Source organism: Vibrio minamisatsumaniensis (genome assembly GCF_050337445.1).
GTDB lineage: Bacteria > Pseudomonadota > Gammaproteobacteria > Enterobacterales > Vibrionaceae > Vibrio > Vibrio artabrorum.
Map to the genome: position 1 here is coordinate 72,424 of NZ_JAKJSY010000013.1, position 23,348 is coordinate 95,771.

20 protein-coding genes, 1 pseudogene and 1 riboswitch are annotated in these 23,348 nt (G+C 43.2%); of the genes and pseudogenes, 11 read left to right on the forward strand and 10 right to left on the reverse strand.

Translation table 11 applies throughout. From position 1 onward, the window contains the following. The first annotated feature begins 245 nt into the window (after positions 1-245). The 5 genes and pseudogenes from torD to L4B77_RS03715 all read left to right on the forward strand — a co-directional run bounded on the left by torD (position 246) and on the right by L4B77_RS03715 (position 4,306). The gene (torD, locus tag L4B77_RS03695) at positions 246-893 is read left to right on the forward strand and encodes a molecular chaperone TorD (protein WP_261837587.1); all 648 of its coding nucleotides are present in this window, start codon (positions 246-248) and stop codon (positions 891-893) included. Positions 894-1,206: 313 nt separating this feature from the next. Next, positions 1,207-2,211 carry an HTH-type transcriptional repressor PurR gene (gene purR / locus L4B77_RS03700; RefSeq protein WP_372065978.1) on the forward strand — a complete coding sequence of 335 codons (1,005 nt, stop codon included), beginning with the start codon at positions 1,207-1,209 and terminating at the stop codon, positions 2,209-2,211. Between the two features lie 165 nt (positions 2,212-2,376). Then, positions 2,377-2,462: riboswitch (cyclic di-GMP riboswitch) on the forward strand. Positions 2,463-2,589: 127 nt separating this feature from the next. Then, positions 2,590-3,180, forward strand: a complete 591-nt coding sequence (locus L4B77_RS03705) for a TfoX/Sxy family DNA transformation protein (RefSeq protein WP_261837589.1) — start codon at positions 2,590-2,592, stop codon at positions 3,178-3,180. Between the two features lie 12 nt (positions 3,181-3,192). Then, positions 3,193-3,977: pseudogene (locus L4B77_RS03710) on the forward strand (TVP38/TMEM64 family protein). 11 nt (positions 3,978-3,988) lie between these two features. Continuing rightward, a complete protein-coding gene (locus L4B77_RS03715; protein ID WP_261837591.1) occupies positions 3,989-4,306 on the forward strand; it encodes a putative signal transducing protein in 318 nt (105 codons plus the stop codon). Between the two features lie 154 nt (positions 4,307-4,460). On the opposite strand, the gene L4B77_RS03720 is transcribed toward L4B77_RS03715, so the two are convergent. The 4 genes from L4B77_RS03720 to topA form a co-directional block, all read right to left on the reverse strand. Then, the gene (locus L4B77_RS03720; RefSeq protein WP_429748564.1) at positions 4,461-5,258 is read right to left on the reverse strand and encodes an alpha/beta fold hydrolase; all 798 of its coding nucleotides are present in this window, start codon (positions 5,256-5,258) and stop codon (positions 4,461-4,463) included. A 287-nt stretch (positions 5,259-5,545) separates the two neighbouring features. After that, positions 5,546-7,000, reverse strand: coding sequence for a glycogen synthase GlgA (glgA, locus tag L4B77_RS03725; RefSeq protein WP_429748566.1), 1,455 nt, complete (start codon positions 6,998-7,000; stop codon positions 5,546-5,548). After that, positions 6,990-8,219, reverse strand: coding sequence for a glucose-1-phosphate adenylyltransferase (glgC, locus tag L4B77_RS03730; protein ID WP_290334834.1), 1,230 nt, complete (start codon positions 8,217-8,219; stop codon positions 6,990-6,992). Before glgC ends, glgA begins: the two co-directional genes overlap by 11 nt. Before the next feature lie 523 nt (positions 8,220-8,742). After that, complete coding sequence (topA, locus tag L4B77_RS03735; protein WP_429748569.1) at positions 8,743-11,373, reverse strand: type I DNA topoisomerase; 2,631 nt, start codon at positions 11,371-11,373, stop codon at positions 8,743-8,745. A gap of 440 nt (positions 11,374-11,813) precedes the next feature. On the opposite strand from topA, the gene L4B77_RS03740 reads away from it, so the two are divergent. Further along, complete coding sequence (locus L4B77_RS03740) at positions 11,814-12,056, forward strand: YciN family protein (protein WP_261837596.1); 243 nt, start codon at positions 11,814-11,816, stop codon at positions 12,054-12,056. A 48-nt stretch (positions 12,057-12,104) separates the two neighbouring features. Here L4B77_RS03740 and aroA read toward each other — a convergent pair whose 3' ends face one another. Together aroA and L4B77_RS03750 are read right to left on the reverse strand one after the other, a co-directional pair. After that, positions 12,105-13,385: a 3-phosphoshikimate 1-carboxyvinyltransferase gene (gene aroA / locus L4B77_RS03745; protein ID WP_429748572.1), complete on the reverse strand. Its 1,281-nt coding sequence runs from the start codon at positions 13,383-13,385 to the stop codon at positions 12,105-12,107. A gap of 162 nt (positions 13,386-13,547) precedes the next feature. Then, a complete protein-coding gene (locus L4B77_RS03750) occupies positions 13,548-14,003 on the reverse strand; it encodes an outer membrane lipoprotein (protein WP_261837598.1) in 456 nt (151 codons plus the stop codon). Between the two features lie 53 nt (positions 14,004-14,056). On the opposite strand from L4B77_RS03750, the gene aat reads away from it, so the two are divergent. The 3 genes from aat to infA all read left to right on the forward strand — a co-directional run bounded on the left by aat (position 14,057) and on the right by infA (position 15,765). Continuing rightward, positions 14,057-14,767: a leucyl/phenylalanyl-tRNA--protein transferase gene (gene aat, locus L4B77_RS03755; protein WP_429748575.1), complete on the forward strand. Its 711-nt coding sequence runs from the start codon at positions 14,057-14,059 to the stop codon at positions 14,765-14,767. After that, positions 14,767-15,465, forward strand: a complete 699-nt coding sequence (locus tag L4B77_RS03760; protein ID WP_429748577.1) for an arginyltransferase — start codon at positions 14,767-14,769, stop codon at positions 15,463-15,465. The genes aat and L4B77_RS03760 overlap by 1 nt, the downstream gene beginning before the upstream one ends. Positions 15,466-15,546: 81 nt before the next feature. Continuing rightward, positions 15,547-15,765: a translation initiation factor IF-1 gene (gene infA / locus L4B77_RS03765; protein ID WP_001040192.1), complete on the forward strand. Its 219-nt coding sequence runs from the start codon at positions 15,547-15,549 to the stop codon at positions 15,763-15,765. A 161-nt stretch (positions 15,766-15,926) separates the two neighbouring features. On the opposite strand, the gene clpA is transcribed toward infA, so the two are convergent. Continuing rightward, complete coding sequence (gene clpA, locus L4B77_RS03770; RefSeq protein ID WP_429748579.1) at positions 15,927-18,200, reverse strand: ATP-dependent Clp protease ATP-binding subunit ClpA; 2,274 nt, start codon at positions 18,198-18,200, stop codon at positions 15,927-15,929. A gap of 39 nt (positions 18,201-18,239) precedes the next feature. Then, positions 18,240-18,560 carry an ATP-dependent Clp protease adapter ClpS gene (gene clpS / locus L4B77_RS03775; protein WP_261837602.1) on the reverse strand — a complete coding sequence of 107 codons (321 nt, stop codon included), beginning with the start codon at positions 18,558-18,560 and terminating at the stop codon, positions 18,240-18,242. A 570-nt stretch (positions 18,561-19,130) separates the two neighbouring features. Here clpS and cspD point away from each other — a divergent pair. Next, positions 19,131-19,352, forward strand: coding sequence for a cold shock domain-containing protein CspD (gene cspD, locus L4B77_RS03780; RefSeq protein WP_261837603.1), 222 nt, complete (start codon positions 19,131-19,133; stop codon positions 19,350-19,352). Positions 19,353-19,698: 346 nt separating this feature from the next. Here the strand turns inward: cspD and L4B77_RS03785 are convergent, their stop codons facing one another. After that, positions 19,699-21,924, reverse strand: coding sequence for an NADP-dependent isocitrate dehydrogenase (locus tag L4B77_RS03785; protein WP_429748582.1), 2,226 nt, complete (start codon positions 21,922-21,924; stop codon positions 19,699-19,701). 320 nt (positions 21,925-22,244) lie between these two features. Here L4B77_RS03785 and L4B77_RS03790 point away from each other — a divergent pair, with 320 nt between their 5' ends. After that, positions 22,245-22,973, forward strand: a complete 729-nt coding sequence (locus tag L4B77_RS03790) for a pseudouridine synthase (protein ID WP_429748584.1) — start codon at positions 22,245-22,247, stop codon at positions 22,971-22,973. Between the two features lie 116 nt (positions 22,974-23,089). On the opposite strand, the gene L4B77_RS03795 is transcribed toward L4B77_RS03790, so the two are convergent. Beyond that, on the reverse strand, positions 23,090-23,348 hold a 259-nt coding region (locus L4B77_RS03795; protein ID WP_429748586.1), incomplete at its 5' end, for an IS3 family transposase.

Consider the following 23,348-nt stretch of genomic DNA (forward strand, 5'->3'; position numbering starts at 1 on the left):
TTTCTTATTTAATAGTTTCATTGACTATTCTATTCATAACTAGTAACAATTCTAGTCGTACAGAAGATAAAAGCCAGAAAGATGATTTTTTTTTGATACAAGACAATCTTAAACCTTGCTATTTATCGCTCATCGCAATTCAATATAGGCATTATTGCTAGCGAGTGACGTTGTACTCTACAAATATCACGGTTAGTTAGCCTTCGTAGCCAAGCAATACGAAAGACGATATTAGGATTAATCAAATGAAAGATACGAAAGCGTTCAACGAACAAAGAGCAGAAATATATTGGTGGCTATCAAGCTTATTCGCTAAAGAACTCACTCAAGAAGAGCTTGATCACTACCATTCTGTCGAAATTCGTTCCTTTCTGACTGGTTTAGGGGAAAATGAAACACTTAAGCCAGCAATCGACAGCTTGGTAGACGCGCTCAACCGTTTACAAACTCGTGAAGATGCACAGTTAGAGCTAGCAGCTGACTTCTGTGATCTATTTTTAAAAACGGATAAGCATGGCGCCCTTCCTTACGCTTCAATGTATATCGGTGAGACGGGGTTATTAAACGATAAACCCGCAAAAGATATGGAAGAGATCATGGCGAAACACAATTTAGTCGTGAATCAAGATCTCAAAGAACCAGCAGATCACATTGCCATCGAACTCGACTTTCTTGGCAACCTGATCATCCGCTCTAACGACACTGAGTGTGAGGATGAGCTAGAGAAATCGTTTGCTAGTCAGCAGCAATTTATCGAACAAACACTGCTGACTTGGTTACCAAAGTTCAATGCAAAATGTCACGACATCGATTCATTCGGTTTCTATGCATCGGTTTCATCCCTACTTGTTGCTTTCTGTAACCTAGACACTCTATATTTGGCGGGTGAATAAACGGGCAGTATGACTCGGTCAATAAATTCAGATAATGTGACAATTCACCCGGATTTCTGGGTGAATTTTGTTGCGAGTAATTTCTAGTCAGTTTAAAATTGTGACCGTAAACGATAAAATATGAAATGCTCACGAAATGCTATGCTTATAAAAATTCAGAGCATTTTAGTGTTAAGACAAGCCGCTCAATAGCGGTTTTTTGTTTTTTAGCACTTAGTACCCAAAGAGCCCTACAACTATAAGCTCTTAATTAGGTAGCTTAACGGCTACTTCATCCCATACTTGGGAAAGTAGCTTCTAATAGGATAAAACCATGGCCACTATAAAAGACGTCGCTCGCTTAGCCGGTGTATCGACAACGACCGTATCTCATGTAATCAACAAAACACGTTTTGTTGCAGAAACAACTCAAGAGAAAGTCAATCAAGCCGTAGACGAATTAAACTACGCACCAAGTGCTGTCGCACGGAGTTTAAAGTGCAATACAACACGCACTATTGGTATGTTAGTAACGCAATCAACGAACCTGTTCTTCTCTGAAGTTATCGATGGTGTTGAGAGCTACTGCTATCGTCAAGGTTACACTTTGATATTGTGTAACACCGGCGGTATCTATGAGAAGCAACGAGACTACATTCGAATGCTTGCAGAGAAACGTGTCGATGGCATCTTGGTGATGTGTTCTGACTTAACAGAAGAGCTAAGAGAGATGTTGGACCGTCACGCTGATATCCCTAAAGTGGTGATGGACTGGGGGCCTGAAAGCTCTCAAGCCGATAAAATTATCGATAACTCTGAAGAAGGTGGCTACCTAGCGACAAAATACCTAATTGATCGCGGTCACACTGACATAGCTTGTTTAAGCGGCCACTTAGACAAAGCGGCCTGTATTGAACGCATCGCTGGTTACAAACGTGCGCTCAATGAAGCACAGATTTCTGCTGATGACAGCATGATCATTGAAGGTAACTTCGAATGTGATACTGCCGTTCTCGCGGCAGATAAAATCATCGAAATGAAAAAACGTCCAACAGCCGTATTCTGCTTTAACGATACAATGGCGCTTGGCTTAATGAGCCGACTACAAGAAAAAGGAATTCGTATTCCTGAAGATATCTCTGTCATCGGTTACGACAACATCGAACTGGCTGAGTACTTCTCTCCACCGTTGACTACGGTTCACCAACCGAAGCGTCGTGTTGGTAAAAATGCATTTGAAATTTTATTAGAACGCATTAAAGATAAAGACCATGAAAAACGTGTGTTCGAAATGCACCCTGAAATTGTTGAGCGAAGCACCGTTAAAACGTTAAATTAATGGTTATATTCTCATCTAATCGTGCGCTCCTTTGGGGGCGCCTTTTTATCAACACAAAAACCTAACTTAGGTGCATATAAGAAAGAAGATTAATTGAAGCAGTATCACACTTTTGAATAGCAAGTGTGAGCTTCATTCAACAAAAACTTTATTCTATTTAATCAGTCACGCACAGGGCAAATCACTCGAAAGAGTGAGACGCAAAGCTTCCGGCCTAAACCACTCGTTGGTATGGTAGCGGGGCTACCGATGGCAAAATGCAGTAGTTGCTAATAATTTAGTAATTTACGGCTTATTGACAATTTAGTTGCAACATTTTGCTAATCTCTCGGACCTGCTTATTTGGTGGCGTAGTTCAAATACACCGAGATGAATAACATGGATAAACCGATACTAAAGGACTCAATGAAGTTGTTTGAGCCCTTAGGAAAAATAAAATCACGCTCAATGTTTGGTGGCTTCGGGCTTTTCGCTGATAACACCATGTTTGCCCTAGTGGTCAATGACCAATTGCATATACGAGCAGACAAAAGCACAACGAATCAATTCGAGCAGCAAGGATTTCAGCCTTACGTCTACAAAAAACGAGGGTTCCCTGTTGTTACTAAATATTTCGCTTTGCCCGAGAGCCTATGGCAAGATCAAAAGGAAATTTTGCAACTAGCCAGTGCTTCTTTAGGGTATGCTAAAAATGAAAAGGCTCAGCAATCCTCAGCTAAGCCAACTCGATTAAAAGATCTTCCTAACCTCAGACTCGCGACTGAGCGTATGTTAAAAAAGGCTGGGATAGAATCTGTAGAACATTTATATGAATCAGGCTCTGTAAACGCATTTAACGCCATCAAAGAATCACACGCCTCTTCTGTCAGTATCGAACTGCTTTGGGCGCTAGAAGGTGCTATCAATGGCACACACTGGTCTGTGATACCTCAACAGCGTCGCGAAGAGCTGAGCAATCGAGTTAATTAACATTATCACCCTATGACTAAGCCGCATTTTGCGGCTTTTTTTATATGTGCTGAAAGTTAATTGACGTTTTGCCTGTCTATACTCAAGTGATGCATTAAAAATTATAGGAAATCGCAATGAGTAAAAAAGTCATATTGGGTCTGGCATTGATCGCCACTATCCTTTTGTTAGGTCTTAACTTTAGCCAATACCTAACACTTGAGAATGCCAAAGATCAACAAGCCGTTTTAAATGACTACATTGATAGCAATTTCATTGCCGCCGCCGCAACCTATTTTGTCGTATATATCATGATTACCGCTTTCTCGATTCCAGGGGCTGCTGTCGTGACGCTGTTAGGGGCTGCGTTGTTTGGATTCTGGAACAGTTTGCTATTGGTGTCTTTCGCGAGTGCCATTGGGGCGACTCTCGCTTTTCTCAGTAGCCGATACCTCTTACGAGACTGGATACAAAGCAAATTTTCTGACAAATTAGTCACGATAAACAAAGGCATTGAAAAAGACGGGTCATTCTACTTATTTTCGCTCCGTTTAATTCCGGTCTTCCCATTTTTTATTATTAACTTATTAATGGGCTTAACACCAATGTCGATCACGCGTTATTACCTGACGAGCCAAATTGGGATGTTACCAGGCACTGCTGTTTTCTTAAATGCTGGAACTCAACTGGCAGAAATCGACTCACTGTCGGGGATTGTTTCACCTTCGGTACTATTGTCGTTTATCTTGCTGGGTGTATTCCCAATAATTGCTAAATGGTTGATGAACAAGTTTCGTTCTGCCCCTGTCGCCGGATAAGGTCTATTTCCATGAAAATCTTTAGTGCATCGAATCCGACAGAAGCCCATATCATTTGTGGGTTACTAGAAAGCGAAAATATTGCGTGTGAAGTCCGAGGAGAAGGGTTATTTGGTTTAAAGGGAGAAATCCCTTTCACAGAAGATACAGACCCTTACGTTTGGCTATGTGAGCCAGAAATGACCGACAAAGCACGTTTAATTGTTAGTGAATACCAAAAGCAGCAAGATTCCATCATCTATGAAGAATGGCGTTGCAGAAAGTGTCATGAAATCAATGAGGCTCAATTCGGGTCTTGTTGGCAATGTGGTACCGCCTCTCCTGAATAGAAACTATTCATTACAGCTAAAATCCATCTGACAAAAAAGCGGGGCTCAAAAAATCGGAAGCTAATGTTCACCTCCCATTTTTACGGCGTTCACGTTGAGCTTGTTGTCGCCGTTACTTTGAGGCATATGGCGAATGTAAATCGCTTTTTAAGATTTACTGCAGTTGCTTTTGAATAAAGGCAATCGAACGTTGGTTAAACTCTTCAGGGTTTTCCACGTTGCATACGTGTCCGCAATTCGCTATTTCGACCAACTCACTCGCCTCATGTGCTTCCACCATTTCTTTTACAGTCTTGATGAACATGTAATCGCGCTCTCCCATCAAATAAAGAGTTGGGATCGGTAATTCTCTATCTTTAAAGTACTTCATAAGAGGGTTCACATCAGCGGTTAGAATAAACCAGCGTTTAAACTCTTTTTGACACAATTTTTTGGCTTCGCGGATAAATAGATGACGCGACTCTTTCTGGTTTTTTTGCGGCATGACAACATAAGCAAAAAGGCGGTATAACCACATGTATGGAATGATGTGCTTGCTTAAGTTACCCAGCTTTATCAATACTTGAGAGCGAGTATTGAGCTTTGTCACCGCCCCACCGAGCACCATAGAACGCACCCGCCCTGCGGCTAACTCTGCAACATTACGAACAATAATGGTCCCCAACGACATGCCCACGAAATGCGCTGAACGGATTTTTAGATGATCAAGGACTTTAAGGATATCGAGTGTGACCGCTTTAAACGTATAGCGATTCGCTATCAGCTCTTTGAGTATATTGTCTGACTTGCCGTGCCCTCTCAGATCGATAAGAAGCAAGTTAAAATGCTGTTTATAAGCTTTAATTTGCTTAAACCAGATCGAGGAACTGCCGCCTGCACCATGCACAAATACCACCCATTCATCGCTCGTAGGGTGAGTAAATGTTTTATGAAATAATAAACTCTCAGACATACCTATCACTTTAATTAATAAAATGGAGCTCAGCCTCATCACAAGGCTATACTTAAGGATATCACGCAATCCTGAACTTTAAATGATAATAGTGTTAAAGTTCATGTCCGTCAGGTAAATCGTTGCGCCACCTTTCCTTCCGGAGTGATATGAGTGTGCAAACTTTGTCTTTGTCCCCCCCTGATTGAACGGACGAAAAAACAAAAAGGCCCTCTACTGCTAGAGCGCCTTTCATTATCACAAATCATTGCCGTTCATTGGCTAACTTAATAGACTAAGTCAATGCCTTAAAGAGCAGAATGGTACATCGACAGATACTCTTTTGCCGCGCATTCCCAACAAAAATCTTGCTGCATCGCATAAAGCTGAACACGCTTAATTTCAGAGGGGTTTTGTGCGTAAAGTAGTAATGAACGATGCAATACCGCGAGCAACGCTTGCGGTGTCGGCTCTTCAAAAGAAAAGCCCGTCGCGAGGCTAGGATCCTGATCATAATCATTCACACTGTCTTTTAAACCACCAACAGACCGCACAATAGGTAAAGTCCCATAAGCCATGCTGTAAATTTGATTTAAACCACAAGGTTCGAATTCAGAAGGCATCAAGAAGAAATCAGAGCCAGCTTCAACCAAATGTGCTAATTCGTTATTGTACGCTTCAACAAATGAGAACTTTTCTGAATGAAGTGCTGAGATCTCTTTCAACTGACTGGCCAAAACCGGATCACCAGTACCGACAATCACTATCTGAAGATCGTTTTTCAAGAACTGCTCAATAATGGGCAATAAGTAATGCACGCCTTTTTGATGGGTCAAACGACAAACCATACCGTACACCGCACAATTCAGGACCGGAAGACCAACACTCTGTTGTAATTTTTGTTTACAAGCTGATTTTCCGCGAACCATGCTGTGTTTGGTCGCTTTGTATTTACGAGGTAGGAAAGCATCAGTTTCCGGATTCCAAGCCCCGTAATCACACCCATTCAAAATGCCGAACAGATCAGCTGATCTGTGTTGGAATTCTGCAGCCATACCGTGGCTACCTAATTCCGTTTTCAACTCTTCTGCATAGGTAGGGCTGACAGCATTAATTTTATCAGCGCACAACACACCGGCTTTTAGCATAGTGACATGCGTATCACTCACCGCAGCTTCAGGGACGTTGTAACTGTGCATTTCAGGCAAGCACTGCAATTCGTCATAGGAGAATACCCCCTTGAAAACCGCATTATGAATTGAGATTACACTGCGTGTATTTTTGAAGAAATCGTTCTCTTGGTAACGAGACTTAAGTAAGAAAGGGACAAAGCCAGTATGCCAGTCATTCGCATGAACGATATCAGGCTGAAACCCTAGCTTCGGCAACATATCCAGACAAGCTGCGCTAAAAAACGAGAAACGCTCTCCATTGTCGATATAAGCTTGATTGTTCTCGGCATACATTTCAGGGCGATCGAAATATTGAGCACACTCAATGCCAAAAACTTGAACGCCTTCGACACTCAACGTCTTCACCTGATAAGCCGTATACGGCCAATGAGCGAGCTCAGTTGATAAAATGACTTCTGCCGAATCAATATTGGGAATATTTCGATAAGCAGGAATCGTCACTCGTACGTCCTGTTCGAGTGTTTGTAACGCTTTAGGCAGTGCCTTGGCTACATCAGCCAAGCCACCACTTTTAATCAATCCTTCAACTTCAGATGCTACAAAAAGTACCGATAAAGTCTTAGTAACCAATTCGAGCTCCTTTCTCAATAACGACCACACCGTCTTCGGAAACGTGGTAATGCTTTTTGTCTTCTCTCAAATTGACGCCAATCTGTGTGCCTGGGGCAATATCAGCATGTTTATCAACGATGACACGACGAAGCACACAACCCTCACCCACTTTAACATCACCCAATAAGATACTCTCGCTAATATCACACGCTGATGCAATATTACTGCGAAAACCGAGTACGCACTTCTCAATACGAGAGCCACGCACGTAGCTTCCATTACATACGAGACTGTCGATGATTTGAACTCGACCATTTGCGGAATCAGTGAACGTCGCAGGTGGTAGCGGCGGGTAGTAAGTGTGCAGTGGCCACTTGCGGTTATAGAGCGAGAATGGCGCATCTTTCTCCAGAAGATCCATATGCGCTTGCCAGTAAGCATCAATCGTACCGACATCACGCCAGTAAACCTCTTCTTTTTCACCGGTAATGCGGTTAGTACTGAAATCGTAAACAAACACATCACCACGTGGAAACATGTTTGGGATAATGTCTTTTCCGAAATCATGAGAAGAATCAGGTTTATCTGCATCTTCCGTTAGTTCAGCAAACAGTTCTTTCGCTTCGAATACGTAATTACCCATTGAAACAAGCGCTGATTCAGGATCCCCTGGGATCGACTTTGGATTTGCAGGCTTCTCTTCAAAGCCAATCATACGGCCTTCAGCATCAACTTCAATAACACCAAACTCAGAAGCTTCTGAAAGTGGCATACGCAATGCTGAAACCGTCAACGCGGCTTGCTTTTCTTTATGAAAATCAAGCATCTGTTTGATATCCATTTTATAGATATGGTCAGAACCGAAAATACAAACGTGATCAGGTTCTTCTAACTCCATAAAGCTCATATTTTGGTAAATAGCATCTGCGGTGCCTTCATACCAACGCTTTCCTTTACGCATTTGCGCCGGAATTGGGTCAATAAAGCGATCTGTTATCCCACTGATATTCCAGCCTTTTTTCATATGGTGGAACAAAGATTGTGATTTGAATTGTGTTAGAACATAGATCTTCATTAAATCAGCATTAACGAAGTTGTTCAAAGCGAAATCAATCAAGCGGTAGCTACCGCCGAAAGGTACCGCGGGTTTGCTGCGAGATTCCGTTAAAGGTCTTAAGCGCGAGCCTTCGCCACCGGCAAGAATCATACCCAATACACGAGCCATTTTATTCTCCATATAATTTATAGTCGATGCCAGAGCTCATAGAGGTATCTTCCTCTGAGAGGATGAGCACTAACACTTATTTCGGTACTTAGAGAATATCCATTCATATTTCGTGAAAATTACCCTAAGCCAAACGTTGTAATACATGCATTATTAGTTGCACTTAGTTTTATATACGTTATCGACTTTTTTGCCGATTTCAATTTTTAATACACTATTCTGCGCTTCGTAAACCGATGGCCTTCCCAAGGCTTAGGGCAGGTCACATTACACCGCCCAAATGAAACATAACATTAACACCGACCGCACATTAGGTATACAACTAAACACACAACCAACCACTACATTATTTTCCTTAGGTTACATTCCCGTTAAAGTTACATAAGAAGAGATGATTAATTTTTGTCATTTATTTCACTGTGTGAATTTAATAAGCTCTCGCCGGCAACGGGACCAACCAATCTGTTGCATATTTAGTCATATTCTGTTCAAAAAAAAACAGCCTAGTGGCTGTTTTTTTCAATCAATGTGTCCGTTATTTCTCTTTCGGCTTTTTACGCTTATCTGTAACTTCCCACTTACCGTCGATATACAACGCTGTCCAACCCGAAGGTTTTCCATCGACTTCAGTACGAACGTAGTTTTCTTTCGTCTTACGACTAAAACGTACCACTGTCGGCTTACCATCAGGATCAGCAACTGGCGCTGATGTTAGGTACAGGAATTTAGGTGAGATACGGTCTTTAAAACGAACTAGCTCTTCCACTAATGGGGCACGTGTTTCTCGTGATTTAGGGAAGTTGCTCGCGGCCATAAATAGACCAGACGCACCGTCACGAAGCACAAAGTATGCATCTGAGTTTTCACAAGGCAGTTCAGGGAAATGCACTGGATCTTCTTTCGGTGGTGCGACTTCGCCATTTTTCAGAATCTTACGCGTGTTCTTACAATCGTCACTCGTACAATCCATGTATTTACCAAAACGACCGTTCTTCAGAACCATGTCAGAACCACATTTATCACACTCAACAAGTGGACCATCGTAGCCTTTCACTTTGAATTCGCCGTGCTCAACCACATAACCTTCACAGTTCGGGTTGTTGCCACATACGTGCATCTTACGCTTATCATCAATCAGATAAGCGTCCATTGCCGTTTCACAAATAGGACAACGCTTTTTAGCTCGAAGTGCAGCGGTTTCAACGTCTTCTTCAAGCACATTGATAATGCCTTCTTCATCACCAAGGTTAATGGTTGTCTTACAACGCTCTTTTGGTGGCAGTGCATAGCCAGAACAGCCAAGGAATACGCCTGTCGAAGCCGTGCGAATACCCATCTTACGGCTACAAGTCGGACACTCAATATCGGTTTCCACGATATGATTTGGCTTCATGCCACCCGCATCTTCGTCTAAGTCTGCTTTTTCCAAATCGCCTGTAAAGTCTTCGAAGAAGTTATCGAGCACGCCTTTCCAGCTTGCTTCACCTTCTGCGATTTGGTCCAACTTCTGCTCCATACGAGCAGTGAAGTCGTAGTTCATTAAGTCATTGAAGCTGCCGTCTAGACGGTCAGTAACAATTTCACCCATCTTCTCAGCATAGAAACGACGCTGTTCAACTTTTACATAACCACGATCTTGAATCGTCGAGATGATTGATGCGTATGTTGAAGGACGACCAATACCACGCTTCTCAAGCTCTTTAACTAGCGCCGCTTCAGTGAAACGAGCCGGTGGCTTAGTGAAGTGCTGCTTAGGGTCTAGCGCGATCAGATCCAACTTATCGCCGATCTGAACGGCAGGAAGGATCGTATCTTCGTTCTTGCCCATTGGACGCTGAACACGAGTCCAACCATCAAATTTAAGAATACGGCCTTTCGCTTTTAACGTGTACTCATCAGCTTTAACGCTTACTGTCGTTGAATCATATTGAGCTGGTGTCATTTGACATGCCACGAATTGATTCCAAATTAGCGAGTAAAGCTTGTGTGCGTCTGCGTCTACGCCGTTTAAGTCTTCCGACTTAACATCTACACTTGAAGGACGAATCGCTTCGTGGGCCTCTTGAGCGCCCTCTTTGCTGCCGTATACAAGTGCTTTAGGTGGAAGATATTGCGCGCCGTACTCAGAACCAATGTATTCACGAGCGGCTTCAACAGCTTCTGAACTCAAATTGGTTGAGTCAGTACGCATATAAGTGATGTAACCCGCTTCATACAAGCGTTGAGCCAGCATCATGGTTTTCTTTACGCCGTAGCCCAGACGTGTACTCGCCGCTTGTTGCAGCGTCGATGTGATGTAAGGGGCAGACGGCTTACTCTTGGTTGGGCGGTCTTCGCGTTTACACACTTCATATTGCGCTTTTTCTAAAACACTAACAGCCGCTTGAGTTTGCGCTTCGTTGTCAGGTTTAAACGCAACACCGTTTTTCTGAGCAACTTGCAGTCTGAAAGCCGTTTTGTCGCTTGTTTTAGTGTCGGCATGCACATCCCAGAACTCTTCGGGGATAAAGGCGTTAATTTCGCGCTCACGTTCAACCAGTAACTTTACGGCTACCGATTGAACGCGACCAGCAGATAAACCTCGAGCTACTTTTTTCCAAAGCAGCGGTGACACCATAAAGCCAACAACACGGTCCATAAAACGTCGTGCTTGTTGTGCGTTTACGCCATCGATGTTTAGCTCACCTGGGGTTTCGAAAGCTTGCTGAATAGCATTCTTGGTAATTTCGTTAAAAACCACTCGTTTGTATCGCGTTTCATCGCCACCGATGATCTCACGAAGGTGCCATGCGATAGCTTCTCCTTCGCGGTCCAAATCGGTTGCGAGATAAACATGATCTGCGTTCTCAGCCAGTTTTTGCAATTCAGCAACGACTTTCTCTTTACCCGGTAGAATTTGGTAGTTCGCTTCCCACTCATTGTATGGGTTAATACCCATTTTTTTAATCAGAGCTTTGCGATCTTTTTCTTTCTTGATACGAGCTTTATCTTCTGGGCTCATACCCTTTGTTGAAACTGCTGCAGCCTTTTTACCAGTACTTTGACCCGCCGTTGGTAAATCACGTACGTGACCTACACTGGACTTAACGACAAAGTCTTTGCCAAGATATTTATTGATAGTTTTAGCCTTGGCTGGCGACTCCACTATAACGAGCGATTTACCCATATTGACTCTAACGTCCTTAATCACGATGCTTTAACACCAACAATTCAACTTGTGGGCTTTTACGCATGATATTCTAAATTCATTGCTTCTTTTTTTACTATTGTGCGAGATTACTAGAAGATCAACCGCTTTTTTCAAAATTAGATCTGATTGCTCGACAATTCGACGACTCCGAAGATAAAAGGGCCACAATATAAAGAAGCGCGAAAGTATCTATTCAAAATACTTGCAAGAGCCTATTCATCAGGCATTACGTAGAAACGTGGTCATACTAATCTTGTCCACGAATCTAACGCGAGCCTCATTCCATTATTTTTGCCGTGAATCACAAAATAAATTGTGTAAATCCCAAAAGACGCTCTTAATCGATTGTAAAACCATTGAATTTCTACTCGGACACCATAAACTCAACATTATGTTCAGTTATCAGAGATAAACTCATGACAAAGAAAGTAATAGCAGAATTTGATTTACTACTTATCGCAAACCAAATTATCCAGTCACATGATGACTACATTGAAGGCATGCGCGCAAACAGCGTCGTAGAAAAAGATGATGTACTCGTATTCAAAGGCGAATATTTTTTAGACAACAATGGACTGCCAACTGAAAATACAACCGCGGTATTTAACATGTTTAAATACTTAGCGCACCATCTTTCGAAAGAGTTTACGCTTCAATAATAATGAAAAAGCTTGCCATTTAGGCAAGCTTTTTCACTTTATCCACTTTTATTGACTCAACATTTTCAGCTTGTCAAAGTAATCAGGGAATGTCTTTGACGTGCAACCCGGATCATTGATAGTAACCGGAGTATCACTCATGGCAACCAAAGAGAAACACATCGCCATACGATGGTCGTCATAGGTATCAATCGCCGCGTGTTTGAGTTCAGCAACCGGGTTAACAATGATGTAGTCTTCACCCTCTTCCACTTCAGCGCCAACTTTACGTAATTCTGTTGCCATCGCCGTTAAGCGATCTGTTTCTTTAACACGCCAATTATAGACGTTACGGATGACCGTTTGACCTGTAGCAAACAGTGCCGTTGTCGCAATAGTCATCGCCGCATCAGGGATATGGTTATAGTCCATATCGATGCCTTTTAGATCACCTCTGCGACAGATAACGTAATCGTCGCCCCATTCGATTTCTGCTCCCATTTTTTCGAGCGCGTCAGCGAATTGAATATCACCTTGAATGCTATTTTTACCAATCCCGGTGACTTTTATCTCACCACCTTTGATGGCTGCAGCAGCAAGGAAATATGACGCCGATGATGCGTCACCTTCAACCAGTAAATCGCCCGGCGCCGAGTAAGATTGCCCCGTAGGAATCACAAACTCTTGGTAGTTATGATTGATCACATCCACACCAAATTGTTTCATAATATGTAGCGTGATATCGATATAAGGTTTAGAAACCAAATCACCATTAATTTTAATCGTGATTTCACCTTCAGCCAAAGGCGCTGCCATCAAAAAGGCCGTGAGGAATTGACTCGAAATTGAACCGTCGATAGAAACCGTACCACTTTTAAGACCTGTACCAGTGATCTTCAACGGCGGATAGTTTTCGTTTTCTAAGTATTCAACGTCGGCACCGGCTTCTCGCAATGCTGTGACTAAGTGACCGATTGGACGCTCTTTCATGCGCGGCTCACCAGTAAGAACGTATTCGCCACGACCTAAACAGAGTGCAGCAGCAAGCGGGCGCATCGCTGTACCGGCGTTACCTAAGAAAAGATCGAGCGCTTTGTCACTTGAAAACACTCCCCCTACTCCCGTCACGTCACAAACGGTTCTGTCTTCAGAGAGTTGATAATGAACACCTAGCTGAGTTAGAGCATTCAACATATGGCGAATGTCATCACTGTCGAGTAAGTTTGTTAAACGCGTTGTTCCCGTTGAAAGTGCCGCCAAAAGAAGGGCACGGTTAGACACGCTTTTTGAGCCAGGTAAGTTAATTTCCCCGCTCACTTTTTGAATTGGTTGTAACGTAAGGCTTTCCATTAATTCTTATTGTCCTTGTTCCACCCGAAGCCACTGGTGCGTATTCATTTTCGGGTGATGAATAATTCTTCGTACTTGCAGACTAACGAAATTTTTCAATGAACTCCAGAGCTAATCCCCCGACAAAAGACGATTAATTAGCCAACCAAGCGGATTTACCCACTAGTACACAAGGTCAACTCGAACACCATCAGAAAAGTAGAGAATTCTCACATCATCCCCCCGATTAAAAAGCATTGAATTATCGACGTCTTGAATAATATTAACTAATTTATCATCTTTAGTTTTAATCAATAGCTCAACCAATTTATATTCCACTTTGTATTGTGTGTTACCTCGATGATGAGCAATCCCGGCCCCCGCCACAGCACCGACAGCCGTTGCGACTTCTTTGCCAGTACCGCCGCCAAATTGATTACCTATCAAGCCACCAATAGCCGCACCTAATAAGGTTTCCCAACCATTCGCTTTCGACTCTACGATCTCTTGTTGAGTAATGTATCTAACCGTGTCAACCTCGCCGTAAACAACATCATTCACTGGGCGAGCTTGGTTGCGGTTATAAGCGGCATTTGCCAACATTGGCAAAACAAGTAAAATCCAAAGTAACTTCTTCATAGTAAAATTCCTAGAGACCTTTTGGTCAGTGATGAACCTGTAAACCGGTACTTATGACGATATATTTAACCGAACTTGATATGACTAGTATAGAGTTTCCGTCGCCCTTTGATGCGCTGGATGAACCCAACGGTCTGCTCGCCTTCGGGGGGAATTTGTCACCCTCGCGAATTTTAAACGCTTATAGCCAAGGGATATTTCCATGGTATGGCCCAGGAGAGCCTATACTTTGGTGGAGCCCTGCGCCACGAGCGGTATTTAATCCTAAGACATTCGTGCCATCAAAAAGTCTTAAAAAATGTCAAAAAAAGCATCGTTACCGTGTCAGCATCAACCAAGCGACGGACAGAGTCATTGGTTATTGTTCTTCACTCAGACCCGAGCAAGAAACCTGGCTAAACAGCGACATGCAGTCAGCCTACCGCAAACTCGCTTCATTAGGATTCTGTCACTCGGTGGAGGTTTGGCAAGATGATGAGCTGATCGGCGGGCTTTACGGCTTACAAAGAGGCCTAGTCTTTTGTGGTGAATCGATGTTTAGCCTGAAGAGCAATGCCTCTAAAATCGCGCTGTGGTACTTTTGCGACCACTTTACGAAGTTCGGTGGCAAGCTCATTGATTGCCAAGTAATGAACCCTCATTTGGAATCATTGGGGGCTGTAGAGATCGAGAGAGATGAATTTCTAAGCTCTCTGCAATTACTCAAAGAAACCCCTATTGACGATGCATGCTTTGAAAAACAATGGCTAGAGGAAATGCCTTAATGAATCCAAATTTACAACAAATCAGAATTGGATTGACAGACAATCACCCTTGTAGCTATTTGCCCCACCTCGAAGAAAGAGTAGCCGTCACGCTTGATGAAGATATGCACACCTCAGATAACTATGAACTGCTGCTTGCAAACGGGTTTCGACGCAGTGGAACGACGATCTATAAACCTCACTGCGATCATTGCTCGGCTTGCCAAGCGATTCGGCTTTCGATTCCCGAATTTAAATATTCAAAAAGTCAACGACGAGTTTTGAACAAAGCCAAAACATTTCATTGGGAACTGAAAGACATGATGGATGACAATTGGTTTGACTTATACAGTCGCTATATCACCGCTCGTCACCGTTCCGGAACCATGTTCCCACCCAAGAAAGAAGAGTTTCTACAATTCTCTACAAATGATTGGCTTACCACAAAGTTCATACACATCTATGATGAGAACAAGTTGGTTGGCATCGCCGTTACCGACATCATGTCTCACTGTACAAGCGCGTTTTATACCTTCTTCGATCCTGATATAGACATTTCTATGGGAACACTTGGCGTTCTATTTCAGATCAAACATGCCCAGAAAGAACAAAAACAGTGGTTATATTTGGGTTATCAAATCGATGAATGCCCGGCGATGAGCTATAAAGTACGATTTCAACGTCATCAAAGGCTAGTAAATCAACGGTGGCAAGGGTAGAATACGCGACAACTTTACATATTTTGATTTTAACGGCACAATCAAGCCGTTGAAAACCGCCAAATTTCGAAAGAGGATTAGATGGCTAAAGAAGACGTAATCGAGATGCAAGGCACAGTCCTTGATACTCTACCAAACACAATGTTCCGTGTTGAGCTTGAAAATGGTCACGTAGTGACAGCACACATCTCTGGTAAAATGCGTAAGAACTACATCCGTATTCTTACTGGTGATAAAGTCACTGTTGAGATGACTCCATACGACCTTTCTAAAGGCCGCATCGTCTTCCGTGCTCGTTAATTTTTAATTATCGAATACGATAAGAAACGGAGCTCAATGCTCCGTTTTTTATCGCCTAAACTTTTCTACTGCTCAAGTAACATCAATCTCGCATTTCTCGCAAGCATAAAAAAACGCACAACCTGAGTCATGCGTTTTATATTTGCACCCTTATCACTTCATTAGTGCATAACCTCTTCTTTAGCACCAACATAGACGAAATCCAATGCGTCTTTTTTCAGGGATACTTTCACCGTACCACCATCCACCAAGCTACCGAACAGTAACTCATTAGCAAGTGGTTTCTTAAGCTTGTCTTGAATCACGCGTCCCATTGGACGAGCGCCCATGGTCTTGTCGTAGCCTTTGTCAGCCAGCCAATGACGAGCCTCCTCAGAAACCTCTAAAGAAACCCCTCGGGCGTCCAGTTGAACCTGAAGTTCAACGATAAACTTATCGACCACTTGGCTAATCACACTTGGATCTAGACTGTTAAACCAGATGATATTATCAAGGCGATTGCGGAACTCAGGTGTAAATACTTTCTTAATTTCACCCATCGCATCTGGCGCATGATCTTGTTGGATTAAACCGATCGATTTCTTCTCAGTTTCAGCTACACCTGCGTTGGTCGTCATCACAAGAATTACATTACGGAAATCGGCTTTACGTCCATTGTTGTCCGTTAGTGTGCCGTTATCCATCACTTGTAATAACAGGTTAAAGATATCTGGGTGAGCCTTCTCAATCTCATCAAGTAGTACCACTGAATGTGGGTTTTTGATCACAGCATCCGTTAATAAACCGCCTTGATCGTAACCTACATATCCAGGAGGAGCACCAATCAAACGGCTTACCGAGTGACGTTCACCATACTCCGACATATCAAAGCGCAGAAGCTCAATACCCATCAATTTCGAGAGTTGAACGGTCACCTCAGTTTTCCCCACACCGGTAGGGCCAGCAAACAGGAAGGAACCAACCGGTTTATTGTCCGCCCCTAACCCAGCACGAGTCAGCTTAATCGCTTCACTCAATACGTCGATAGCTTGATCTTGTCCGAATACCAACATTTTCATGCGGTCATCCAGTTTCTGCAGTGTATCTTTGTCTGAAGAAGAGACTGATTTTTCTGGAATACGAGCCATTTTCGCGACCATTGACTCGATATCAGCAACACTGACCGTTTTCTTACGACGGCTTGCTGGGGTCAAGCGACTACGAGCACCCGCTTCGTCAATAACATCAATCGCCTTATCAGGAAGGTGGCGTTCATTAATGTATTTAGCTGAAAGCTCCACAGCCGCACGCAATGCTTTATTGGTGTAACGCACTTCATGGTGAGCTTCGTATTTTGACTTCAAGCCAATCAGGATCTTGGTTGTGTCATCGAGAGATGGTTCAACAATATCGATTTTCTGGAAACGGCGAGATAGCGCACGCTCCTTCTCAAAAATACTGTTGTATTCTTGATATGTCGTTGAGCCGATACAACGTAATTTCCCACTGCTTAAAAGCGGTTTAATGAGGTTGGCGGCATCCACCTGCCCACCTGACGCTGCACCCGCACCAATAATGGTGTGAATCTCGTCGATGAACAGAATTGCGTCTTCTTCTTTTTCCAGTTGCTTGAGAATCGCTTTAAAACGTTTCTCAAAATCACCGCGATATTTCGTTCCAGCAAGCAGTGAACCTATATCTAAAGAATAGATCACACTGCTTTGAATGATGTCAGGCACTTGCCCTTCAACAATGCGCCATGCAAGACCTTCCGCGATAGCCGTTTTACCTACACCGGCTTCACCAACCAACAGAGGGTTATTCTTGCGTCGACGACATAAAACTTGAACGGTACGCTCAAGCTCTTTATCACGCCCGATCAGTGGGTCGATATTACCTTGCTTCGCCACTTCGTTGAGGTTGATTGCGAAATTTTCGAGGCGATCTTCTGAGCCCGCCTCTTCAGCACTCTCTGCACCACCAAATGAATCAGACGGTGATGAACCATCACTTTCATTACTGGCTTTGGTAATGCCATGAGAAATAAAGTTAACAATATCTAAGCGGCTAATGTCGTTCTTTTTGAGTAAATACGCCGCATGAGATTCTTGCTCACTGAAAATAGCCACAAGTACATTTGCACCTGTCACTTCACTGCGACCTGACGATTGAACATGGAAAACAGCACGCTGAAGCACTCGTTGGAAGCTCAACGTAGGCTGAGTTTCGCGAGTCTCGTCGCTTTCTGGGATAAGTGGGGTCGTTTGGTCGATAAAAATATCGAGCTCATTGCGAAGAGCATCAAGATCAGCCTGACAAGCTTGGAGCGCTTCCTTGGCCGCATCATTTTCTAATAATGCTAGTAGGAGGTGTTCGACAGTCATGAATTCATGTCGCTTGTCTCGCGCACGAGCAAATGCGCCATTTAAACTCGTCTCTAATTCTTTATTTAGCATAAGTACCTCCTAAGGGAACAACAGTGTTGTTCGAGCAATTTATACTTGCTCCATTGTACATAGTAGCGGATGCTCATTTTCCTTTGAGTACATCGTTACCTGCGCTACCTTTGTTTCTGCTATTTCAGCACTGTATGTGCCGCATATAGCTTTACCTTCATAATGAACCTTGAGCATCACTTCCGTTGCTTTTTCGATATCTAGTGAGAAGAATCGCTCTAGGATCTCGATTACAAAGTCCATAGGCGTGTAGTCATCGTTATTCAACACAACGTGATACATTGCCGGTGGCTTTACTTTTGTTGTCTCTTTCTCCAGTAAATCTGAGCCTGGAGATGCCCATTCAAAGTTTCTGCTCATATTGGCTTTGCTAGGGGTTACTTTTCGGAATTGGTGAACGTTCAGTTAACTCAAATTTACCACATTCACACATGACGGTGTACTAAGAAACTGCACCAAGAAACCGTACCAAAAAATATTCCTCTATACTGAGCCTAATCCACCATTTCCATCGCTGCAAATAAAAGTTCTCGATTAACAAGATTAACATAGGTGATTGATTAAAAAAGACACCACAACCATTCACTCGCCCAATAAACCCTCCAGCAAGTTACAAGTCTGTTAATAGCTTACAGCAAATCTCGAATGTGATTTGTTATTAAAGCTGATCACTTTTATAGCAATTTACTATTGACTGTGCTCAATCATTAGCTACATTGGAGCTAAACGGCTATTTTTAATACAACTGATTAACACGATATCAAATATCACAACAAGGAATCATCACGCAGGGTCGCGTTAAATTCCGTAAGCAATGTATGTAATTCAAGCTATCAGCTGAAATTCTTTAGTTGGTAGGAATGATATCAATCGGACTTACAACAATTGATATAACAACGTTAGTAACAAAATGCATGAGGGATGTATAGCATGGCTACAGGTACAGTAAAATGGTTTAACAACGCCAAAGGGTTTGGCTTTATTTGTCCAGAAGGTGAAGAAGGTGATATTTTCGCCCACTACTCCACAATACAAATGGAAGGTTATCGAACCTTAAAGGCTGGCCAGCAGGTCGACTATGAAGTAGAAAGTGGCCCCAAAGGCTCCCATGCGAGCTCTATTGTTCCTGTAGAAGGTAGCGCCGCTAAATAGGCGACGGTCAAACCATGTTGACCTACATGAGTTCACTTTAAAGGCTCACAGGTAAGCAGAACATTAAAGCCGCTCATTTAATTGCTGTAACAATAGGCTTAAATGAACGGTTTTTTCTATTTTTATTCATTGGTTCCAGCGCCCTTCCCCAAAAAATAATTTTACAGGTATTAGGCCAAAGAAATAGAAAATAGAGGTTTCATCTCACTGGCTGATAGCCACTCATAAAAAAGGCACTTTAACGTTATCGTCAAAGTGCCTCACATTTTGCTTTAACCAACCAAGAACAGTATCGCTTGGTTACAAGTCACGAGCAGCCCATCCTTGACTGCTCACCCCCTCAAAGCTACGCATCAATAAGTGCATTGAATGTCGCACTTGGGCGCATGAGATTTGATACAAGCGTATCATCAAGCAGGTAATAACCGCCTAAATCACCAGCGACGCCTTGCGCGTTATTCAGTTCAGCAACGATGGCTTCCTCGCTTTCAACCAATTGGCTTGCAACAGAAGCAAACTCCGCCGCTAAATCGGCGTCAACTGTTTGCTCAGCCAGTGCTTTGGCCCAATACGTGGCGAGGTAGTAGTGGCTACCACGGTTATCAAGCTCACCCACTTTACGCGAAGGAGACTTGTTGTTATCTAGGAATTCACCTGTCGCTTTATCAAGCGCATCAGCCAGCACTTGAGCTTTCGCATTACCCGTGACTACGCTTAGGTGCTCTAGTGACGCCGCTAATGCCAAGAACTCACCAAGAGAGTCCCAACGTAAGTGGTTCTCTTTCTCTACTTGTTGCACGTGCTTAGGTGCAGAGCCGCCGGCCCCAGTTTCAAACAGGCCACCACCGTTCATCAGTGGAACAATCGATAGCATTTTAGCGGATGTACCCAGCTCTAGAATCGGGAACAAATCGGTTAGGTAATCACGTAATACGTTACCTGTAACCGAAATCGTATCTAAGCCTTCTTTGAGTCGAGCCAATGAATACTGAGTCGCTTCAAGTGGTGCCAGAATCTTAATGTCTAAACCGTCTGTATCGTATTCAGGAAGGTAAGCTTCTACTTTCTTAATCAACTGTGCATCATGAGCACGAGACGCATCTAACCAGAATACCGCAGGGACACCTGAAGCACGTGCACGAGTCACGGCGAGCTTAACCCAATCTTGAATGGGTGCATCTTTCACCTGACACATACGGAAGATATCGCCTTCTTCTACGTCTTGCTCTAAAAGCACAGAACCTGAAGCATCAACAACTTGAACCTGACCAGCAGCTTCGAGAATGAACGTCTTATCGTGAGAACCGTACTCTTCTGCTTTTTGAGCCATTAGACCTACGTTTGGTACGCTACCCATCGTTGTTGGGTCAAAAGCGCCGTTCTCTTTACAGAAATCAATGACTGCTTGGTAGATGCTCGCGTAGCTACGATCTGGGATCATGGCTTTCGTATCTTTTTGCTTACCTTCTGGATCCCACATTTGGCCAGAAGAACGCAGCATTGCCGGCATAGAGGCATCCACAATGATATCGCTTGGTACGTGTAGGTTAGTAATACCACGGTCCGAATCAACCATCGCTAGTGGTGGCTGCGTCTCGTATACCGCTTGCAGATCAGCTTCGATTGCTTCTTTTTGATCTTGAGGAAGCGCAGCAATCTTCGCGTAGACATCACCGATGCCGTTATTTACATCAACACCTAGCTCTTCAAACAGCTGACCGTGTTTAGCGAATACGTCTTTGTAGTAAACCTTAACCGCGTGACCAAAAATCACTGGGTCAGACACTTTCATCATCGTCGCTTTCATGTGAAGAGAAAGCAAAACACCTTGCTCTTTGGCTGATGCGATCTCTTTTTCGAAGAATGCAACCAAAGCGGCCTTGTTCATCACTGAGGCATCAATGATCTCTTTATCTTGCAGTGCAAAAGAAGGCTTCAACGTTTTTCTCGTACCATCTTTGCCGACAAAGTCAATGCTGACTTGCGTCGCGCCTTCCATCGTTACCGACTTTTCGGTACCGAAGAAGTCTTTGTCGTCCATACTTGAAACGTGCGACTTAGAATCGGCCGACCAAGCCCCCATTGAATGTGGGTTTTTCTTCGCGTAATTTTTCACTGAAAGTGGCGCGCGACGATCAGAGTTACCTTCACGTAGAACTGGGTTTACTGCACTACCTTTTATCTTGTCGTAGGTCGCTTTGATGGCTTTCTCTTCATCGCTCTTTGCTTCTTCTGGGTATTTAGGAAGTGCGTAACCTTTCGACTGAAGTTCTTTAATTGTCGCTTGAAGCTGAGGTACAGATGCTGATACGTTGGGAAGCTTAATAATGTTTGCTTCGGGTGTCTTAGCCAATTCACCGAGTTCTGCTAATGCATCACCAATACGTTGCTCTTCATTTAAATACTCAGGGAAGTTGGCAATAATGCGCCCTGCAAGTGAAATATCGCGAGTATCAACGTCAATACCAGAAGAAGCCGTAAAAGATTGAATAATAGGCAACAGAGAGTAAGTTGCCAGCGCCGGAGCTTCGTCTGTAATGGTGTAGATGATGGTTGGTTTTTCAGTAGGCATGAAATTTCCCTATAGTTTTTTACAAACTCACCCAAAATAGTGAGATGTGATAAATTGACCAGTAAGCGACTCTGAGAGTGAAACAGCTTACTCGATAGTCGTACTCTATCTTATTTTTCACGCCATCTTAATGAAGGCATGAACCAAATCCGTGAGTGCGTTGTTATAATAAAACACGAAGGTATAATTAAACAAATCAGGCTTAAGAGTCCATCAACTTGTTCTATTTTGTGTCATTTAGGCGCGCAAATGATAGCTCAATTCCGTTTCAGTGAAAACTTTTCACCACACTTCGTTTACATTTTTGCAGGGTAGTTAACATGCCGACTCGCTCACACAGCACATCTCACTCAGACAAACCGGCTCGTTCTGGGGTTAAATTAAAACAAAGCCGTCATAAACAGGGCCGAAATAGTGATAAAAATAACAGCGCGACTTCGCATAAAAAACCTCACTCAAGTAAACACCGTTACAAAAACAAACCGGCGAATACCAAGCCTAAAATGACACCTGAAGAGCGCAAAGTTATTCTCTTCAACAAACCTTTCGATACTCTCAGCCAGTTCACGGATGGTGATGGTAGAAAAACACTAGCGGATTTTATTCCAGTAAAAGAGGTTTATGCCGCGGGTCGACTCGACCGCGATAGTGAAGGATTAATGGTCTTGACCAATGATGGGATCTTTCAAGCGAAACTGACTCAACCCGACTCTAAATCACCCAAGACTTACTGGGTGCAGGTTGAAGGCGCACCTTCTGAGGAAGATATAGATAAATTGAGAAAAGGCGTCGAACTAAAAGACGGCATGACACGGCCAGCTAAAGTCGAAGTCATGCCCCAACCCGAGGTGTGGGATAGAACGCCTCCAGTACGCTTCAGAGCCGCGATCCCGACAACATGGCTATCGATTACTATTATCGAAGGACGTAACCGTCAAGTGAGACGAATGACAGCCAATATCGGTTTCCCTACCCTGCGTCTTATCCGCTATTCAATCGGCAACATGAACGTGGGTCAGCTTCAGCCCGGTGAGTGGAAAGAGATTTAAACGAATTCAATTCTAAAAAATGGCCACAAACATTGTGGCCATTTTTATTTATTACTGCGTGCAAAAGCAAAAAAGCCAGTCATATTGAAGTGACCCCATAAAGTTGGACATTTCTGTTAAGCGGCTTTCAAGGCCTGAGTTCGATATTCTATCGGAGTCAGGCCTTTTAGTTTCACTTTTATACGTTTGGTATTGTAGTACTCGATGTATTCTTTAATTTTCTCTATCAGTGCATCTGCATCTTCAAAGCTTTGGTTGTGATACATCTCTGTTTTGAGTAAAGCAAAAAAGTTTTCAGCAACCGCATTATCCAAGCAGTTACCTTTTCTCGACATACTTTGTGTTAACCCACTCTCCGCTACCTTTTTTTGATAC

Bases quoted from the DNA above. Each gene is read 5' to 3' on its own strand.
- torD (WP_261837587.1), top strand. From the start codon at position 246: ATGAAAGATACGAAAGCGTTCAACGAACAAAGAGCAGAAATATATTGG.
- purR (WP_372065978.1), top strand. From the start codon at position 1,207: ATGGCCACTATAAAAGACGTCGCTCGCTTAGCCGGTGTATCGACAACG.
- L4B77_RS03705 (WP_261837589.1), top strand. From the start codon at position 2,590: ATGGATAAACCGATACTAAAGGACTCAATGAAGTTGTTTGAGCCCTTA.
- L4B77_RS03715 (WP_261837591.1), top strand. From the start codon at position 3,989: ATGAAAATCTTTAGTGCATCGAATCCGACAGAAGCCCATATCATTTGT.
- L4B77_RS03720 (WP_429748564.1), bottom strand. From the start codon at position 5,258: ATGTCTGAGAGTTTATTATTTCATAAAACATTTACTCACCCTACGAGC.
- glgC (WP_290334834.1), bottom strand. From the start codon at position 8,219: ATGGAGAATAAAATGGCTCGTGTATTGGGTATGATTCTTGCCGGTGGC.
- topA (WP_429748569.1), bottom strand. From the start codon at position 11,373: ATGGGTAAATCGCTCGTTATAGTGGAGTCGCCAGCCAAGGCTAAAACT.
- L4B77_RS03740 (WP_261837596.1), top strand. From the start codon at position 11,814: ATGACAAAGAAAGTAATAGCAGAATTTGATTTACTACTTATCGCAAAC.
- aroA (WP_429748572.1), bottom strand. From the start codon at position 13,385: ATGGAAAGCCTTACGTTACAACCAATTCAAAAAGTGAGCGGGGAAATT.
- L4B77_RS03750 (WP_261837598.1), bottom strand. From the start codon at position 14,003: ATGAAGAAGTTACTTTGGATTTTACTTGTTTTGCCAATGTTGGCAAAT.
- aat (WP_429748575.1), top strand. From the start codon at position 14,057: ATGACGATATATTTAACCGAACTTGATATGACTAGTATAGAGTTTCCG.
- L4B77_RS03760 (WP_429748577.1), top strand. From the start codon at position 14,767: ATGAATCCAAATTTACAACAAATCAGAATTGGATTGACAGACAATCAC.
- infA (WP_001040192.1), top strand. From the start codon at position 15,547: ATGGCTAAAGAAGACGTAATCGAGATGCAAGGCACAGTCCTTGATACT.
- clpA (WP_429748579.1), bottom strand. From the start codon at position 18,200: ATGCTAAATAAAGAATTAGAGACGAGTTTAAATGGCGCATTTGCTCGT.
- clpS (WP_261837602.1), bottom strand. From the start codon at position 18,560: ATGAGCAGAAACTTTGAATGGGCATCTCCAGGCTCAGATTTACTGGAG.
- cspD (WP_261837603.1), top strand. From the start codon at position 19,131: ATGGCTACAGGTACAGTAAAATGGTTTAACAACGCCAAAGGGTTTGGC.
- L4B77_RS03785 (WP_429748582.1), bottom strand. From the start codon at position 21,924: ATGCCTACTGAAAAACCAACCATCATCTACACCATTACAGACGAAGCT.
- L4B77_RS03790 (WP_429748584.1), top strand. From the start codon at position 22,245: ATGCCGACTCGCTCACACAGCACATCTCACTCAGACAAACCGGCTCGT.